The organism is Ruficoccus sp. ZRK36 (genome assembly GCF_019603315.1).
Classification (GTDB): Bacteria; Verrucomicrobiota; Verrucomicrobiia; order Opitutales; family Cerasicoccaceae; genus Ruficoccus.
The window spans coordinates 749348-764707 of sequence record NZ_CP080649.1; the positions used below are offsets into that span (position 1 = coordinate 749348).

14 protein-coding genes are annotated in these 15360 nt (G+C 60.5%); 4 read left to right on the top strand and 10 right to left on the bottom strand.

Annotated elements, in window-relative coordinates:
* Positions 1–14: 14 nt before the first annotated feature.
* The 4 genes from K0V07_RS03275 to yajC all read right to left on the bottom strand — a co-directional run bounded on the left by K0V07_RS03275 (position 15) and on the right by yajC (position 5440).
* Positions 15–314, bottom strand: a complete 300-nt coding sequence (locus K0V07_RS03275; RefSeq protein ID WP_220623107.1) for a hypothetical protein — start codon at positions 312–314, stop codon at positions 15–17.
* A 406-nt stretch (positions 315–720) separates the two neighbouring features.
* Positions 721–2439, bottom strand: a complete 1719-nt coding sequence (recJ, locus tag K0V07_RS03280; RefSeq protein ID WP_220623108.1) for a single-stranded-DNA-specific exonuclease RecJ — start codon at positions 2437–2439, stop codon at positions 721–723.
* A gap of 12 nt (positions 2440–2451) precedes the next feature.
* The gene (gene secD, locus K0V07_RS03285) at positions 2452–5052 is read right to left on the bottom strand and encodes a protein translocase subunit SecD (RefSeq protein WP_220623109.1); all 2601 of its coding nucleotides are present in this window, start codon (positions 5050–5052) and stop codon (positions 2452–2454) included.
* 22 nt (positions 5053–5074) lie between these two features.
* A complete protein-coding gene (gene yajC, locus K0V07_RS03290; protein WP_220623110.1) occupies positions 5075–5440 on the bottom strand; it encodes a preprotein translocase subunit YajC in 366 nt (121 codons plus the stop codon).
* Between the two features lie 188 nt (positions 5441–5628).
* On the opposite strand from yajC, the gene speA reads away from it, so the two are divergent.
* Positions 5629–7596, top strand: a complete 1968-nt coding sequence (gene speA / locus K0V07_RS03295) for a biosynthetic arginine decarboxylase (protein WP_220623111.1) — start codon at positions 5629–5631, stop codon at positions 7594–7596.
* Between the two features lie 244 nt (positions 7597–7840).
* On the opposite strand, the gene gcvH is transcribed toward speA, so the two are convergent.
* Both gcvH and K0V07_RS03305 read right to left on the bottom strand, forming a co-directional pair.
* A complete protein-coding gene (gene gcvH / locus K0V07_RS03300) occupies positions 7841–8221 on the bottom strand; it encodes a glycine cleavage system protein GcvH (protein ID WP_220623112.1) in 381 nt (126 codons plus the stop codon).
* Between the two features lie 165 nt (positions 8222–8386).
* Positions 8387–8890: a PEGA domain-containing protein gene (locus K0V07_RS03305; protein WP_220623113.1), complete on the bottom strand. Its 504-nt coding sequence runs from the start codon at positions 8888–8890 to the stop codon at positions 8387–8389.
* A 330-nt stretch (positions 8891–9220) separates the two neighbouring features.
* Here K0V07_RS03305 and K0V07_RS03310 point away from each other — a divergent pair, with 330 nt between their 5' ends.
* The 3 genes from K0V07_RS03310 (at position 9221) to K0V07_RS03320 (ending at position 12186) form a co-directional block, all read left to right on the top strand.
* On the top strand, positions 9221–10351 hold the full coding sequence (locus K0V07_RS03310) for a hemolysin family protein (RefSeq protein WP_220623114.1): 1131 nt from the start codon (positions 9221–9223) through the stop codon (positions 10349–10351).
* A gap of 93 nt (positions 10352–10444) precedes the next feature.
* Positions 10445–11305 (top strand): prolipoprotein diacylglyceryl transferase, encoded by an 861-nt coding sequence (gene lgt, locus K0V07_RS03315; protein WP_220623115.1) that lies wholly within the window; start codon positions 10445–10447, stop codon positions 11303–11305.
* 152 nt (positions 11306–11457) lie between these two features.
* Positions 11458–12186, top strand: coding sequence for a class I SAM-dependent methyltransferase (locus tag K0V07_RS03320; protein ID WP_220623116.1), 729 nt, complete (start codon positions 11458–11460; stop codon positions 12184–12186).
* Between the two features lie 44 nt (positions 12187–12230).
* Here K0V07_RS03320 and K0V07_RS03325 read toward each other — a convergent pair whose 3' ends face one another.
* The 4 genes from K0V07_RS03325 to K0V07_RS03340 form a co-directional block, all read right to left on the bottom strand.
* Positions 12231–12752, bottom strand: a complete 522-nt coding sequence (locus K0V07_RS03325) for a hypothetical protein (RefSeq protein WP_220623117.1) — start codon at positions 12750–12752, stop codon at positions 12231–12233.
* A gap of 94 nt (positions 12753–12846) precedes the next feature.
* Positions 12847–13695, bottom strand: coding sequence for a universal stress protein (locus K0V07_RS03330; RefSeq protein WP_220623118.1), 849 nt, complete (start codon positions 13693–13695; stop codon positions 12847–12849).
* 179 nt (positions 13696–13874) lie between these two features.
* Complete coding sequence (locus K0V07_RS03335; protein WP_220623119.1) at positions 13875–14060, bottom strand: hypothetical protein; 186 nt, start codon at positions 14058–14060, stop codon at positions 13875–13877.
* 3 nt (positions 14061–14063) lie between these two features.
* Positions 14064–15341 (bottom strand): glucose-1-phosphate adenylyltransferase, encoded by a 1278-nt coding sequence (locus tag K0V07_RS03340; RefSeq protein WP_255568114.1) that lies wholly within the window; start codon positions 15339–15341, stop codon positions 14064–14066.
* Positions 15342–15360 lie beyond the last annotated feature (19 nt).

Consider the following 15360-nt stretch of genomic DNA (forward strand, 5'->3'; position numbering starts at 1 on the left):
TTGGCTTACTGTGCTCATTGCATAGCATCGCCATAGCAGAGCGCGTTGAGTTCCCGTAGAGAGACGACATCACCAGTTGCCGTCCGTCTCAAGTCTGCTACCGCCGGGTCAGCCTTGCTCAACGCAACCATCAGGTCGCAGTTCGCCGACAGCAATACATCCGCATCATCCTTTCCGTCTATCCCCTGCTGGAAGGCGTAGGCCTGCATAACAATGTAGCGCAGGGCGGATAGATCCTTTTCGTTGGGAGTCGCATCATTAAGCACACGAATGGACTCCAGAAAACCTTTTACACTCTGATCGCGCTCAATCATGTCTATGCTTGGGACTTCGCCCAGCAAGACACCCGCAGAAGGAGCGAACCAGTGACGTCTGATTTGCCAGGCAACAGCCAACGTGACAATGACTAGACACGTAGCCAGGAGCCACCTTCGAGTGTGTGTAATCTTCACCGTACCGTGATGGTGCTGGTTATACCAAACGCCCACAAGCCTTTTCAACATGTCGAAGTCTCCTCGCCCAAAGGTGGCGACCCAGTTTGGATGCTCTGCTCAGCGATTACTGAAGACAGCAAAGCTGTCTTCAGTAATCGCTGACACGATGCGTAGCATCGAAAATGCAAGCTTCGCTTGCCGCGGGCCTGGGCTGCACAAGCCCAGAAATAAACAAAACCACGATGCTGGGGTAGCGGCCTTTCTGGCCGCGTAGGGGCGCAGCCCCTCAATGCCCGCGGGTGCAACCCGCCCAGTCCACCAGCTCCAGGCGGGGGGTGCGGCGGCCGTTCCAGACGTTCCAGGTGAAGCGGACGGCGAGGTCGATCGGTTCACCGGCGGGTGGCGGGTTGGAGGCACCGTTCCAGGCGATCCCCTGCACACGGCGGCCATGCGCGCCTTTTAAGTCAAAGCGCAGGTGCTTCTGGGCAAACACCTCCGGGGCGCGGGCGAGCATGACCCTTTTGATGCCGAGCACGGGCTCCGGGTTTTCCTGACCGTAGGGACGAAGCTCGTCGAGCTGGGCGAGCAGGCGTTCGCCGAGGTCCCCGGCCTTGACCCAGGTATCGATTTTCAGGCTGGGCTCGGGAGGCGTGTCGGCAAAGAACTTGGCGACCCCCTCGGTGAAGGCAGCGCGAAACTCCTCCAACCGGTCAACCGGCAGGGCAACCCCCACGGCCATGCGGTGCCCGCCCCACTCGGCCAGCAGCCCGTCGCAGCCGTGCAGCACCTCCTGCAGGTCCACCTCGGGGATACTGCGGCCTGAGCCGCGCAGCAGGTCGCCATCGCGCGTCAGCACGATAGCAGGGCGGTAAAAGCGCCGGGCGAGCCGCCCAGCTACGATCCCGACGACGCCGGGGTGCCAGTCGGTGCCAGCGGCGACGAGCGCGTCAGGCGCATGGTCATCGTCAAAGTCCGCCACCGCAGCGTCGAAGACACCGCGCTCGATGGACTGACGCTCACGGTTGAGCGCATCCAGCTCAGCGGCGGCGGCTAGGGCGCGGCTTTTCTTGTCGCACAAAAGGAGTTCCACCGGCAGGGCGGCATCGGCCAGACGGCCTCCGGCGTTGAGGCGCGGGCCAAGGCGGAAGGCGATGTCAGCGGCGCAAAGCGGATGGTCCCTGCCGAGACCGGAGACCTCCAGCAGCGCGGCCAGTCCGGGACGACGCCCCTCGACAAGCTGGCGCAGTCCCTCACGGGCCAGGATGCGATTCTCTCCGCGCAGAGGGACGAGGTCGGCGATAGTGCCGAGCGCGACGAGATCGAGCCAGTGCTTGAGCTTGAGGTCGTAGGCGCGCGGGTCGTCGAGCTGGCGCAGGCGCATGATCAGCGCGTGCACGAGCTTGAAAACCAGCCCCGCCGTACACAGGTCGCGGGCCTGCTCGTCACCGGGACCGGGATAAAGCTTCGGGTTGATAAGCAGGCAGTCGGCGGGGAGTGCCTCCTTGGACTCGTGGTGATCCACGATGATGACGTCGATCCCGCGTTCACGCAGGCGGGCGACCTCGGCCACGGAGTTTGTACCGCAGTCCAGCGCCACGAGCAGGTCAGGGGGATTTCCGGCCAGCACGCGGTCCAGCATGTTGTCACTGAGCCCGTAGCCTTCCTCCAGCCGTCGGGGGACCTGGTAGACAGGATCTCCGCCAAAGTACCGCAGCAGGCTCACCAGCAGCGCTGTGCTGGTCATGCCGTCCACGTCATAGTCTCCGATGACGAGGACATCCTCCCCTGAGCGCAGGGCCGTGAGCAGACGCTCAACGGCCTCTGAGACGAAGCTCAGCTCGAAGGGATTCTTGAGGTGCTTCAGGCGTGGGTCGAGGAAGGCCGCAGCCGGGCCGGGCTCAGGCAGTCGGGCTGCCAGGAGCTCGGCCAGCACGCTGTCCAGCCCCAGCTCCGAGCGCAACGCCTGTACGGCGGAGTCCGGAGGCGGGGTATGGGTCCAGCGCATGAGCGGCACAGATCAGGCCTTGTCCGGACCGGCGTCGCGCGCACGGCGGGTGGTGGTTTCCCACTCGTAGGTCGGGCGCGTGAGGTGGCGCTCGGTCACGTGCTGACGGCTACCCTTATGCCACCAGAAGAATACCGGGCTGGCGATAAAGATGGACGAGAAGGTACCGGTGAGGATGCCGATGATGAAGATCAACGCGAAGTCGATCACCACGCCTGCCCCAAAGATGTACAGTGCAATCGCGGCCATGAGGGTGGTCAGCGAGGTCAGCAGCGTACGCGAGAGCGTGCGGTTGATCGCGAGGTTGACCGTGTCAAAGAGGTTCATATCGGGGTTCAGATCGAGCTCCTCACGGATACGGTCGAACACGACGATGGTGTCATTGATCGAGTAACCGACGATCATGAGGATCGCGGCCACCATCGGAGCGGTGAACTGGCCACTGCCAATCCCGAAGTACTGCCCGACCACGACAAAGAGGCCGATGGACATGAGCACGTCGTGCACGGTGGCCACCACGGCACCGATCCCGTAGCCAAACTCGAAGCGCAGGGCCACGTAAAGGAGGATACCGACCAGAGCCACGGCCACCGAGAGGAAGGCATTGCGGGTGATCGAGTCGCTCACCGTCGCGCCCACGGCGCTTTCACTGAGCTTGGTCAACTGCGAGTCGGGAAAGGCCTGCTGGAGGGCGGCTACAACCTGCTCGGCACGGCCTTCGGCGGTGTCGATCTGCAGCTTGAGCCGCTCATTGCTGGTCCCGATGATGCTCTGGAAGCCAGCCTGGATCTCGCCCAGATCGTTGGCTTCAGCGAGGCTATCGATCTCAGCGATGCTCGGCCGGTGAGCAGAGTCAAAGTCCATCGTGATCTCCACGCCCCCGCGGAAGTCGATCCCGAGGATGTGGTTCATGTGGGTGGCCACGGCGAAGATACCCAGCGCGACAATGCACCAGGAGCAGATAAAGGCCGGGCGGCGCACACGCAGGAAGTTGAACTTGGCCTTGTTGAGGAAGCCGAAAAGCGAAATGCGCTTCAGCAGGCCGACGCTGACGAGGATCTCCAGCAGGAAACGGCTGATAACCAGCGCACCAAACATGGAGGCGCCAATACCGATGGCCAGCGTCACCCCGAAGCCCTTGACCGGACCGGCACCGAGCCAGATGAGGATACCGGCGGTGATGAGGGTGGTGATGTTGGCGTCAACGATGGTGGAGAAAGCCTTTTCGTAGCCGCCGCGCAGGGCGTTCTTCGGGTTCTTGCCCGCGGTCAGCTCCTCACGCATACGCTCGAAGATGAGGATGTTCGCGTCCACGGCCATACCGATGGTCAACACGAGGGCCGCAATACCGGGCAGGGTCAGGGTACCGCCCACACTCATGAGCACACCCAGCACCACAACCACAGACAGGCCAACGGAGGCCACGGAGACCACACCTGCCAGCAGGTAATAGAAAATCATGAAGGCCACAACCAGACCGGCACCGAGCAGGCAGGCCTCGATAGAGGCGGTGCGAGCATCGCTGGCCAGCGTCGGGCTGATCACGTATTTTTCGCCGACTTCCAGCTCGAACTTGAGCGGGTTGTTGAGGACATTGGCCAGCTCCTCGGCCTCGATCTGAGAAAAGCGTCCGGTAATGCGGGCGCTGCCGCCGGTGATAGGCTCACCGTTGTTCAGACCCAGAGCACTGTACAGCTTACCGTCGAGCACGATAGCCATCTTACCCGAGCCCAGAGCGTTGCGGGCTTTGTCCTCGGCAGCGATCTTGCGGGTCATGTCCGCGAAGGCTTCTCCGCCCTCGCTGGTGAAGTTGAGCCCGATCTCGAAGCCACCGTACATACCGGTCGTCGGGTAAGCCCGATCGACAATATCACCGGTGGCTTCGGGGATGATTTTTACAAAGTAGGGGCGCTCGACGATGTTGCCCTTGTCGTCCTCGTCTTCGAGGATCATGGCCTCATAGCCGACAGGGGTCGTCACGCCGGGGCCGGGGACGAGATCGCGATGGACGAGGCGGAACTCCAGGTGCGCGGGCTTCTTGAGCTTGTCGGCGGCTTCGGGGTTCTTCTCCAGGTCGAGACCGGGCAGCTGGACTTCGATCTGGTTGTTACCGACCTCACGGATGACCGGCTCGGCCACACCCAGGCCGTTGATACGGCTCTGAATGATCTCGACCGCCTCCTTGAGCTGAACCTTGGCAGCGGCGGCGTTCTCGGGGGTATCCTTAAGCTTGAGGGTAAAGGCCACACCACCGGCGAGGTCGAGGCCGAGGTGGAGCTTGCCGCGCGACTCCTCATAGAGGACGTTCATGATGACGTTGTTGCGCTTTTCCTGGTTCTTGACGTACACCAGATCCACATCCGGGAAGAACTCGTGGTACAGGTCCAGGTTTTCCTCATCGGCCTGCTGCTTGATAGCCAGGAACAGCGGTGTGCCGTCGTCAACGCGCCCTTCAGCACGGTCGAGGAAGGCCTGGTACTCGTCCTGATGGGCGGTCGCGCGGGTCTGGATGAACGTGTCGAAATCCTCGTTCTCCATCGGCAGCAGGTTGAGCACGGCCCAACCGACGATGACAACACTAAGGATCAGTTTCCAGATAATGGAACTTTTCATGGGAGAGGCGTGGGCAAAGCGTTTACTTGGCGGGCTCAGTCGGAGCCGGCTGGAGGTCCTTGGCGTCGCTGTCCCCCTGGACTACGCTGGCGACAAAGTTTTTGGCCAGTTCGGCCTTGGTACCGTCAACGAGCTTGATGATCAGACGGTCGCTCTTGACGCTGGTCACGGTGGCGAAGAGGCCGCCGTTGGTCACGATGCGGTCACCAGCCTTGAGAGACTCGATCTTCTTCTGGTGTTCCTTCTGCTTCTTGCGCTGCGGCGCGATAACCAGGAAGTACATCCCGGCGAACATCAGGATAATGACGATAAAGAAACTGCTACCGCCACCGGGCTGACCGGCGGGGGCATCCTGGGCAAGGGCGGTGAAAAATGCTAGTAGGCTCATGATATTAATGTGGGAAAACCGTCGAGGTAAGAGCAGCACCTCTTAAAAGGCAAGCGGATTGTCAGCCCCCACCCTGCCTCAATCAACCCCCGTCCCAAGCGGCCTTGAGCAGTCCCTCGGAGACGGGAGTTCAAGATTCTCTCGCCTGCGGCCTTGATTTGCCGGAACTTTTTCACTAGCGGAAGGGCTTGCAAAACGGCGAGCAGGACAACTGGTCGGCCTCCGCGGCCGACGCCTACTACGGCTTTTCACGCTGGGGAAAGGGACACTTTTCCGTCGATCCCGACGGGGCACTCTGTGTGCACCCGATGGCCGACTCCCAAAAAATCCGCATCATGGATGTGGTGGAGGAGGCCCGCCAAAGCGGTCTCAACGCTCCCCTGACCATCCGCGTGCAGGACCTGCTGCGCAAGCGCGTGGTCGAGCTGAACGAAGCCTTTGCTGCCGCCGTCGAGGCCGAGCAGTACCCCGGTCACTATCAGGGAGTCTTCCCCATCAAGGTCAACCAGCTGCGCGAGGTCGTGGACGAGATCCTCGACGCGGGCAAGCCCTGGCAGTTTGGCCTGGAGGCCGGGAGTAAGCCCGAGCTGCTCATCGCTCTGGCCATGCTTCAGACCAAGAACGCCCTCCTCGTCTGCAACGGCTACAAGGACCCCGACTACATCCGTCTGGCCATGCTGGGGACGCGCCTGGGCAAGAAGGTCGTCATCGTCATCGAGCAGCCCTCTGAGGCGGACATGATCATCCAGGTGGCCAAGGAGATGCAGGTCACCCCCATCATCGGTCTGCGCCTCAAGCTCAGCACCACCGGCGAGGGCCGTTGGTCAACCTCCAGCGGCGACCACGCCAAGTTCGGCCTATCCGCCCCGGAGATTGTCTCCGTGGTCAAAAAACTTCGCCGCGCAGGGCTGAAGGACGCCGTCCAGCTCGTCCACTTCCATATCGGCTCCCAAGTGCCGAGCATCATTACCCTGAAAAAGGCCGTCGTTGAGGCCGCCCGCTACTACTGCGAGCTGCACAAGATGGGCCTGCCCATGAAGTACCTCGACTGCGGCGGCGGGCTCGGCATCGACTACGACGGCTCCCGCAGTAATTTCGACAGTTCGGCCAATTACTCCCTCCAGGAGTACGCCCGCGACATGGTCTTCAATATCAAGAGCGTGTGCGAAAGTGCCGACGTGCCCCCGCCCGACATCGTGACCGAGAGCGGCCGCGCCCTTGTCGCCCTGCACTCGATCCTCGTCGTTGAGGTCGTAGACAGCATCGCTAAAAACGATGAACCGGCCCCGGCGCCCACCACCCGGCGCAAGCGCAAGGAGCCTCAGGTGCTCAAAGACTTACGGGAGATCCTCAACGGCGATGAGCACTGGACCCCGCTGGAGCGCTTCCATGACGCCCAGCAGAAAAAGGAGGAGGCCCAGTCCCTCTTCAGCCTCGGCTACCTCGACCTCGAGAGCCGGGCCGAGACCGAGCGGCTTTACTGGGAAATCTGCCGTCGCCTACAAGCGGCCAGCAATGTGCGCGGCTACGTGCCTGACGACCTGGCCGAGCTGAGCCCGACCCTCGCCGACCAGTACGTGTGCAACTTCTCCGTCTTCCAGTCCCTGCTGGACCACTGGGCGCTGGACCAGCTCTTCCCCATCGCGCCGATTCACCGGCTCGATGAGGAGCCCAATGTCGAGGCCACGCTCGTGGACATCACCTGCGACTCCGACGGCAAGGTCAGCCAGTTTATCGACCTCGAAGACGTCAAGCAGTCTCTGCGTCTACATCCGCTCACCCCCGGTAAGCCCTACTATCTGGGCATCTTCCTCGTCGGCGCCTATCAGGACATCATGGGGGACCTGCACAACCTCTTTGGCCGCGTCAACGAGGTCCACGTCTTCCTCGAAGACGACGAGGACGATGGCTACTACATCGAGGAGACGATCAGCGGCTTTACCACGGACGAGGTTCTGGGCTTTATCCAGCACAAGGGCTCGGACCTCATTCGCCAGATGAAGAAGCAGATCGACCGGGCCACCCGCAACGACCAGGTCAAGCCGCGAGAGGGCATGCGCATGCTCAACCTCTACACGCAGCTCATCGGTGAAAAAACCTACCTGAGCACCGCTGGACAGAAGAAGCCCCGCCGCAAGCGCGCCAAGAAGGCCTAAGGCGGGTTGCACCCGCTGGCAATAATGGGGGGCGCCTGCCCCATCGCTCCTTCCAGTTGCTGCCCCGTGTGTGCAGGTACTGGACGTTAAGGGGCTACGCTGCCTATACGGTACTGCGTATCTGCTCTCTTTTCGCTTTAGAGCTCGTAAGCGAAATTTGTTTGGGCAGGGGTCACCCAGCACTGCTCCAAGCAGTTGCCGCAGCGATCCGAGGGACCACAGCTCCAGGACCGCGTCCCGGCCCTTACAAGACGTCGGCGTAGGCGGCGGCGTCGAGGAGCTTGTCCAGCTCGGCCGGGTCGGAGACCTTGACCTTGATCATCCAGGCGGCGCCATAAGGGTCGTTGTTGACGGACTCGGGCGTGCCGTCGAGATCGGCATTGGTCTCCACGACCTCACCGGAAACCGGCATATACAGATCCGAGGCGGCCTTGACGGACTCAACCGCACCAAAGGTCTCGCCCTGGGCGAAGCTGTCCCCGACTTGGGGCAGGTCCACGAAGGTGATGTCCCCGAGGCTTTCCTGCGCGTGATCGGTGATGCCGATCAGGGCCGTACCATCGTCCTTCAGCAGGATCCATTCATGGTCTTCGGTATACTTCAGTTCGCCGGGGATCTCACTCATGGCAGCAAGCGTGGCGATACGCCGCCCGTGTGAAAAGGCAAAAAATCAGCGGGGGCAAAGAAAAGGATACTTCATCGGCCCAGCGGCTCTCGTACCCGTAAAAAGAGCGAAGCCCGGTCACTGGGACACGGGCTTCGCAGGGGGGTATAACAACAAGCAACAACCTTAATTCGTGTAATATTCCAAAAGTCTATCCATCTTGTATTTGTGCTCGGCGGGGCTGATCTGGCCATTTTCGCGCTGCTGATCGATCTCGGTGATCAGGCGGGCCATCTCGGCGTATTGGTCACCACTGCGGGAGGTCGGGACCTCGTTCGGGACCAGATCCACGTCGATGGGATTCGGGGTCAGGTCCTGGTAGTAACCGAGCTCATAAAGCGGGCCAAACTTCACCACGTCCTGGGAGTTGGCGTTATCCTTGGGAGACACCATAACCGTCTTCGAGCGGTAGCCGTCTTTTTCGACGCGAACGCGAGTCGTCACACGACTGCCAAGAGAAAGCTGGTAGGGGGTCTGCCCCACCTTATCTCCATTCACGTATACGTCAGCGCCAGCCGGAACGGTCTGAACTTCAACGGTTTCTGGGGATCCCTGCTCCAAACTGGTGCAGCCGGTAATAACTGAGGAAAGGAGGAGGGCGGGAACAAGCAGCTTAACTTTTTTCAACATGATGAGGGTATCAGGATTAGGAATGGTACGACTCTAGCTCAAAGGCGGTCAAGGCTTTTAACTACTAAGGATTTGTAAAACTAAGGGAATAAAATGGTTTGCTTGTCCACGAACAGGACGCTTACTTAACTATCACTTGCTTGAGTAAAACGTTTTGAAATAATTCTGAATTCGAGCTCTGCCACCATGATGAAGATGCAAAACCGGTTCCTCACTGGAAGCCAGCCTACGCAGGCTGGCGACGCAACGGTGCGCCCCGATTGCCTCATCGCCCGTTATGGACGACGACGACTCTTCTCCTAGTAGCCGCCAGGAGGCGGCTTCCCACCGATGATTGCGTTCTGGATTGCAGTCATCTTCACGCTCGGCATTTCCGCCTTCTGCTCGCTGCTGGAGGCTATGATCCTCAGTACCACTGCGGCGGAAGTTGAGACGCTCAAGACCCGTAACCGGCGTAAGGGCGACATGCTTGAGAAGTTCAAGGCGAACATCGAGGAGACCTCCTCGGCGATTCTCTCCCTGAACACCGTGGCCAATACCCTGGGAGCAACCGTCTCCGGCGTGCTCGCTGCCGACCTGTGGGGTAGTGACAGCTCGGTCGCCAAGTATATCGTCCCCCTGTCGATGACGCTAGGCATCCTGCTGCTCTCGGAGATCCTCCCGAAAAACCTCGGGGTGCTCTACCGCCCGTCCATGCAGCCCCATATGATTATGCCGCTGCACATCGTGCGCGTGGTCATGCGGCCCATCTCCGGCCTGTGCAGCTGGTTCATCCTGATCATCGCCGGCCGCAAGAACGTGGAGGAAATCGGTGACGAGGAAATCCGCCTGCTGGCCGAAAAGAGCGCCAAGGAGGGCTCGCTGACCGAGGACGAGAGCATGATCATCTCCAACGCCCTCAAGCTGGACGAGATCCGTGTCAACGAGGAGATGACCCCGCGCACCGTCGTGCTGGCCTTCGATCAGGACGAAACCGTGGGCGAGGTCTTTACCGAGTACCCGAACATCCCCTTTGCCCGCATGCCCGTCTACGAGGGTAACATCGACAACATCGTCGGCCTCGTGCGCCGCCGCGACCTCCTCAAGGCCAAGGCCAACGACGAGGACGGCAAGACGCTTTCGTCGATCATGCACGACACGATCTTTGTCCAGGAAAACGCCAGCGGCGCTCACGCCCTGGAGAAATTCCTCACCAGCCACCAGCAGCTTGCCGTGGTGGTGGACGAGTTCGGATCGACCGCCGGGGTGATCACGATGGAGGACATCATCGAGCACATCCTCGGGCAGGAAATCTTTGAAAAGGACGACGTAGCCGTGGACATGCGCGAATTCGCCCGCCAGCGCCACGAGGACGAGGAAGCCGAAAACGGTAACGGCCACAGCGAGTCGGAGCATGCCAACGGTAGCGCATCGACCGAAAAACCGGGCGAGCCTTCCGCCGAGAAGCCGCAGGCGAACTAGAGCGACGCGTGAACCAGCCGTTATCCCGCCCCGTAATCTCTGCGCTAAAAGAGGTGGACGAGTCGTGGCCGGGGCGTCAGGGTGGTTGGCTTTATGGAGCCTCAGCTGCAATACCCGGTCTGCGACTTTGATCCGTTTCTGATCCGCTTCCCGGAGTGGATGCCGGTACCGGGCATTCGCTGGTATGGACTGGCCTATGTGATGGGCTTCATCGTGGGAGCGCTTCTGCTGCGCCTGTACTACAAGCGCGGGCGCTCACCGCTGAATCCGGACCAGCAGATGAGCCTGATGACGTACCTCATCATCGGCACGCTGGTGGGCGGGCGGCTCGGCTACATGCTGCTGTATGTGCCGGGCGAGTTCTTCCGCAACCCGCTACTGTTCTTCAAGGTCTGGGACGGCGGGATGGCCAGCCATGGCGGCTTTGTCGGCATCTACCTGGCCGTGCTACTCTATGCCCGGCGTGTGAAGCAGAGCTTTCGCTTTATCGCGGACATCACCGTCACCCTGGCCCCGGCGGGTATTCTCTTCGGACGGCTGGCGAACTTCATCAACGGCGAGCTGTGGGGCAAGATCACCGATGTCCCGTGGGCCTTTATCTTTCCCAAAAGCATGGAGGGCGTCCCGCTTTGGCAAATCCCGCCCCGGCATCCCTCGCAGCTCTACGAGGCCGCCCTGGAAGGACTTTTTCTGCTCGTGTACCTGCAACTGCGCTTCTGGCTCTCAAACCCGAAGAAGCGCCCCGCTGGCTCGCTGCTGGGCGAGTTCTTCATGCTCTACGCAGTGGGGCGGATCTTCTGTGAGTTGTTCCGCGAGCCAGACGGCGGGAACATCACTCTCATCATGGGCCTGAGCCGCGGCACCTTTTACTCGGTCCTGACCTTTGTCTTCGGGCTGGGCATCCTGCTCTACGCTCGACGGCGCCGAAGCAAAGCCGCTTCCAAACGAGTTTGATAAGAGTCTCACACAGAGGCACAGAGACACGGAGGCAAGACCTCAATACGAAAGCGAGTTTATCATCTGTGAAATCTGTGGATCATATCACCATGCTTTTTTAGAAATGGCATAAGGCCACCCCAGCGCAGTCCCCAATCCCTCTCTCTACCATGAGCACCCCACTCGACAAAAAGTCCTCCAACGCACAGATCCAGGCCCGCTTTGACGCCGACGTGGAGCGCTTCTCCAACCTCGAAACCGGCCAGCAGGCCGTGATAGACGCACCCCTCATGCTGGAGCTGATCAGCGCTCTAGCCCCGAAAGTCGTCCCGCAAGCACGCACCCTGCTGGACATCGGCTGTGGCGCGGGAAACAACACCATCAAGATACTGAGGCAACTGCCAGGGTTGGACTGCGACCTGCTCGACCTGAGCGCGAACATGCTGGAGCGCGCCGCCGAGCGGGTAAACGCAGAAAAAAGCGGCACCGTCCGCACCTTTTGCGGGGACTTCCGGGCGCTAAGCCTGCCGACCGGGCACTACGACCTGATCGTGGCCGCCGCCGTCCTGCACCACCTGCGCGACGAGGAGGATTGGCGGCAGGGTTTCAGGAAAATTTACGAGCTGCTTGCCCCAGGTGGCGCGCTCTTTGTCAGCGATATGTTTTTCCACGAAGATCCGCAGGTGCACGCCGCCATGTGGACTCGCTACGGTGAGTATCTCTGTACACTGGGCGGCGAAGAGTACCGCGACAAAGTCTTCGCCTACATCGACCAGGAAGACTCTCCCCGCGACCTCACCTTCCAACTGGAGCTGATGCGCGAGGTCGGCTTCTCTAAAATCGACATCCTACACAAGAACTCCTGCTTCGGCGCCTACGTAGCGATCAAAGACCGATAGATCCGGCAGGGACAGGGGCACATGGCCCGAGAATTACAAAATCCTCACTCAGGGCCGACACGAAAGCGGTAGGTGCGCACGGGCCGGGGGGCTGCGTTGAGGGAGACCTGATAGACCTTTACCTCGCCATCGATCAGGGCTTCGTTGCCACCAAAGCCGCCCGTCACGCGCTTCAAGTCCATGGAGACGGGATCGGCGTACTTGGGAGACATCTTGAGTGTTTCCGGCGTAACGCTAATGCGGTCTCCCCCGGAGAGCTGACTGTTAATAACAATGATGAGACGCGGCCCGCGGATATCATTGGACTCGATCTCTACATGCGAGGGTCCGGTGTTGCTGACGATCGCGATGCGTATCGGCATCTCCACCATCTTGTTGGCATCATCGGTAAAGGCACACACGCCACCATATTCACCCAGCCACGTCACCAGCACAGGGTCGAGCGCCTCAGGGGCAACCGTCTGCGCCACTGGGGCTTTATCAGCTGTCGATGCAGGCGCCTGCTGAGCCCAGGCTGGAGCAGCCAGTGAAAGGCACAGGGCCAGAAAAGTGGTGGGGAATTTCATGGTATGCCGATACACCATACCTCCGGGCGAAGCAAGCCCGGTGTCCTGTCTCCGTGAAGCTCCAGCGCCCGCCCTGAGGATTTGCCCCTCCGCCTTAGCGGAAGAGCAGGACTGGCACGCGGCAGCGGCGCAGGAGGTCGCTGGTCGTGCTACCGATAATCAGCTGGCGGATGCGGCTGTGGCCGTAGGCCCCCATCACGAGCATGTCAGCCTTACTATCGACCACGTAGCCCTCGATAGAGTTCTCGACATCGCCGGTCAGGACCTGAGAGGTGACCGTCAGGCCAGCCTCACGGAGCTTCGGCTCGGCCTCAGCCACCCGGCTGGAGGCTTCACCCTTACCGTGGCCTTCGCCGACGCTGATCAGGTGCAGATCGAGCCCCTTGAGGAGCTTGCTGCGGCACATCCAGGCAAGCGCCTTCTGGCAGCTCTCGCCACCGTCATAGGCGAAAACAACGCGCTTGATATCCCGGTACACGCGATTGGTGACCAGACAGGGCATGTTGCTGGAGCGTACGACACGCTCCATATCATGCCCAAGGTGCTCCATCGCGGTCTCGGCATTGATCCCGCGCTTACCGAGGATGATCAGCCCACCCTCCTCCGGCAAATACTGCTCCACCGAGTCGACAAGCGTACCGGTGTCGTGGTGGAAAACGACCGGTACCGACACCTCGGCCTTTTCAATGGTCTGGAGCGCATACTCCTCGATCATCTTGGCCTTTTCCTTTTCGATCTCGGTGAGCTGATCGACGATACCGATGTACGGGGAAGCGCCAATGCTGCCTCCCAAATCCATCAGAAAGGGTGCCTCGTACTCTGCCATGTTGGAGACATAGAGCAGATCAATGTGAGCACCCGTGCGGCCAGCTACCCAGGCGCCGTATTGGCAAGCGGTTCCAGAGTAGGCAGAGCCATCAGTACAGAGGAGCAGTTTCTTCATAGGAGTAAGGCGTTGAGGTTAATAGCCTCATTGCGGTGCCTGAATGACACTTCAGCATGGGCTGTCATGACAAAAAGATACGGCAATAACGCACTTGTGACAAGTGCTTTAGGACGAATCTACCCTCACTCAGTCCACACCCGTCACGACAACTGCTCTGGCGGGGTGGTACTGCCGCCTCAGCTGTCCTGTCGCGGCAAATGACTCTTGCGGAAGCTGTCTTCTTCCTTCTGGAGGTGACGACGCAGCACGCCCATCACGGCCAGAACCTTCAGGGCACCGAGGAACAGACCCAGCGCCATAAGCGGGCCGAGCAGATTGTTAAAAGAAAAAGGAGGGGCGATAGTCGCTATAAGTGAGAGCATGTCCTAAGGTTGAACAACCGTGCCGCTGGGGACAACTCCCTTTTTCGTCACGATGAGCACCCCGTCACGCACATAGACGGCCCCCTCCTGCCACTGGTCAGGCTTACCGGCAGGGTCGAGGATGACGTTGTCGCCGATGCGTGCATTTTTGTCGATGATGGCGTTACGGATCTTGCAGTTGCGGCCGATGCCCAGGGGCAGCGGGTAGCGCTTGGCATCCTCGGCAGACTCCATCCAGTCGGCACCCATGATGACGACGTTCTCCAGGTCGCAGTTCTCGCGGACAACAGAGCGTACGCCAATCACGACGCGCTTCATGCGGCCCTTGTCAATCAGGCCACCGCCGGCGGCGATGACGTGATCCAGATGGCAATTGTTAAACTTCGAGGCCGGCAGGTAGCGGGCGCGCGAGTAAACAGAGTTGTCCGGATCGAAAAAGTTGAAGGGGGGCACGTCGTCGGTCAGTGCCAGGTTCGCATCGAAGAACGAGCGCACGGTCCCGATGTCTTCCCAGTACCCGTCGAAAAGGAAGCTCACGAGCTTCTTCTTGCCGAGCATGTTCGGGATGATCTCCTTACCGAAGTCGGTCTGATCGGTATTGAGGGCCTCGTACATGACCTTCTTGCTGAAGACGTAGATCCCCATCGAGGCCAGGCAGCAGTCGCCGATATCTTTGGACTCGGTCAGGGATTCACGCAGCTTGTCGCTGATCAGCAGTGAATCGACCACGGCCGGATCGCTCGGCTTTTCCACAAATTCGCCAATCGTGTAGTCATCGTTGACCTTCATCACGCCCAGACCGGTGACCTCGTGCTTCGGCACGGGCTTGGCAGCGATGGTCACGTCTGCCTTGGTCTCCAGGTGGTGCTCGATGATCTTGCGCAGGTCCATCCGGTAGAGCTGGTCACCGGAGAGGATGAGGAAAAGGTCTTCGTCGTTGGCGCCGTAGTGGTGCAGGTTCTGCCGCACGGCGTCCGCCGTGCCCTGGTACCAGTTTTCGCCGCGCTCGGTCTGCTCAGCCGAAAGGATGTCCACAAAACCACCGCCGAAGGGGTCGAATTGGTAGGAGGACTGGATGTGGTTGTGCAGGGAAGCGGTGTTGAACTGCGTCAGGATGTGAATCCGGTTGTAGCCGGAGTTCAGGCAGTTACTGATCGGGATGTCTACCAGCCGGTACTTGCCCGCCAGCGGTACGGCCGGCTTACAGCGCTCTTGCGTGAGGGGATAGAGGCGAGTGCCGCGGCCGCCGCCCATAATGACAGAGATGACTTTCCTTTTCATGACAGGGTAAGAGATGGGG

Bases quoted from the DNA above. Each gene is read 5' to 3' on its own strand.
- K0V07_RS03310 (WP_220623114.1), top strand. From the start codon at position 9,221: ATGATTGCGTTCTGGATTGCAGTCATCTTCACGCTCGGCATTTCCGCC.
- K0V07_RS03335 (WP_220623119.1), bottom strand. From the start codon at position 14,060: ATGCTCTCACTTATAGCGACTATCGCCCCTCCTTTTTCTTTTAACAAT.
- gcvH (WP_220623112.1), bottom strand. From the start codon at position 8,221: ATGAGTGAGATCCCCGGCGAACTGAAGTATACCGAAGACCATGAATGG.
- secD (WP_220623109.1), bottom strand. From the start codon at position 5,052: ATGAAAAGTTCCATTATCTGGAAACTGATCCTTAGTGTTGTCATCGTC.
- K0V07_RS03325 (WP_220623117.1), bottom strand. From the start codon at position 12,752: ATGAAATTCCCCACCACTTTTCTGGCCCTGTGCCTTTCACTGGCTGCT.
- lgt (WP_220623115.1), top strand. From the start codon at position 10,445: ATGGAGCCTCAGCTGCAATACCCGGTCTGCGACTTTGATCCGTTTCTG.
- K0V07_RS03320 (WP_220623116.1), top strand. From the start codon at position 11,458: ATGAGCACCCCACTCGACAAAAAGTCCTCCAACGCACAGATCCAGGCC.
- yajC (WP_220623110.1), bottom strand. From the start codon at position 5,440: ATGAGCCTACTAGCATTTTTCACCGCCCTTGCCCAGGATGCCCCCGCC.
- recJ (WP_220623108.1), bottom strand. From the start codon at position 2,439: ATGCGCTGGACCCATACCCCGCCTCCGGACTCCGCCGTACAGGCGTTG.
- K0V07_RS03330 (WP_220623118.1), bottom strand. From the start codon at position 13,695: ATGAAGAAACTGCTCCTCTGTACTGATGGCTCTGCCTACTCTGGAACC.
- K0V07_RS03305 (WP_220623113.1), bottom strand. From the start codon at position 8,890: ATGTTGAAAAAAGTTAAGCTGCTTGTTCCCGCCCTCCTCCTTTCCTCA.
- K0V07_RS03340 (WP_255568114.1), bottom strand. From the start codon at position 15,341: ATGAAAAGGAAAGTCATCTCTGTCATTATGGGCGGCGGCCGCGGCACT.
- K0V07_RS03275 (WP_220623107.1), bottom strand. From the start codon at position 314: ATGATTGAGCGCGATCAGAGTGTAAAAGGTTTTCTGGAGTCCATTCGT.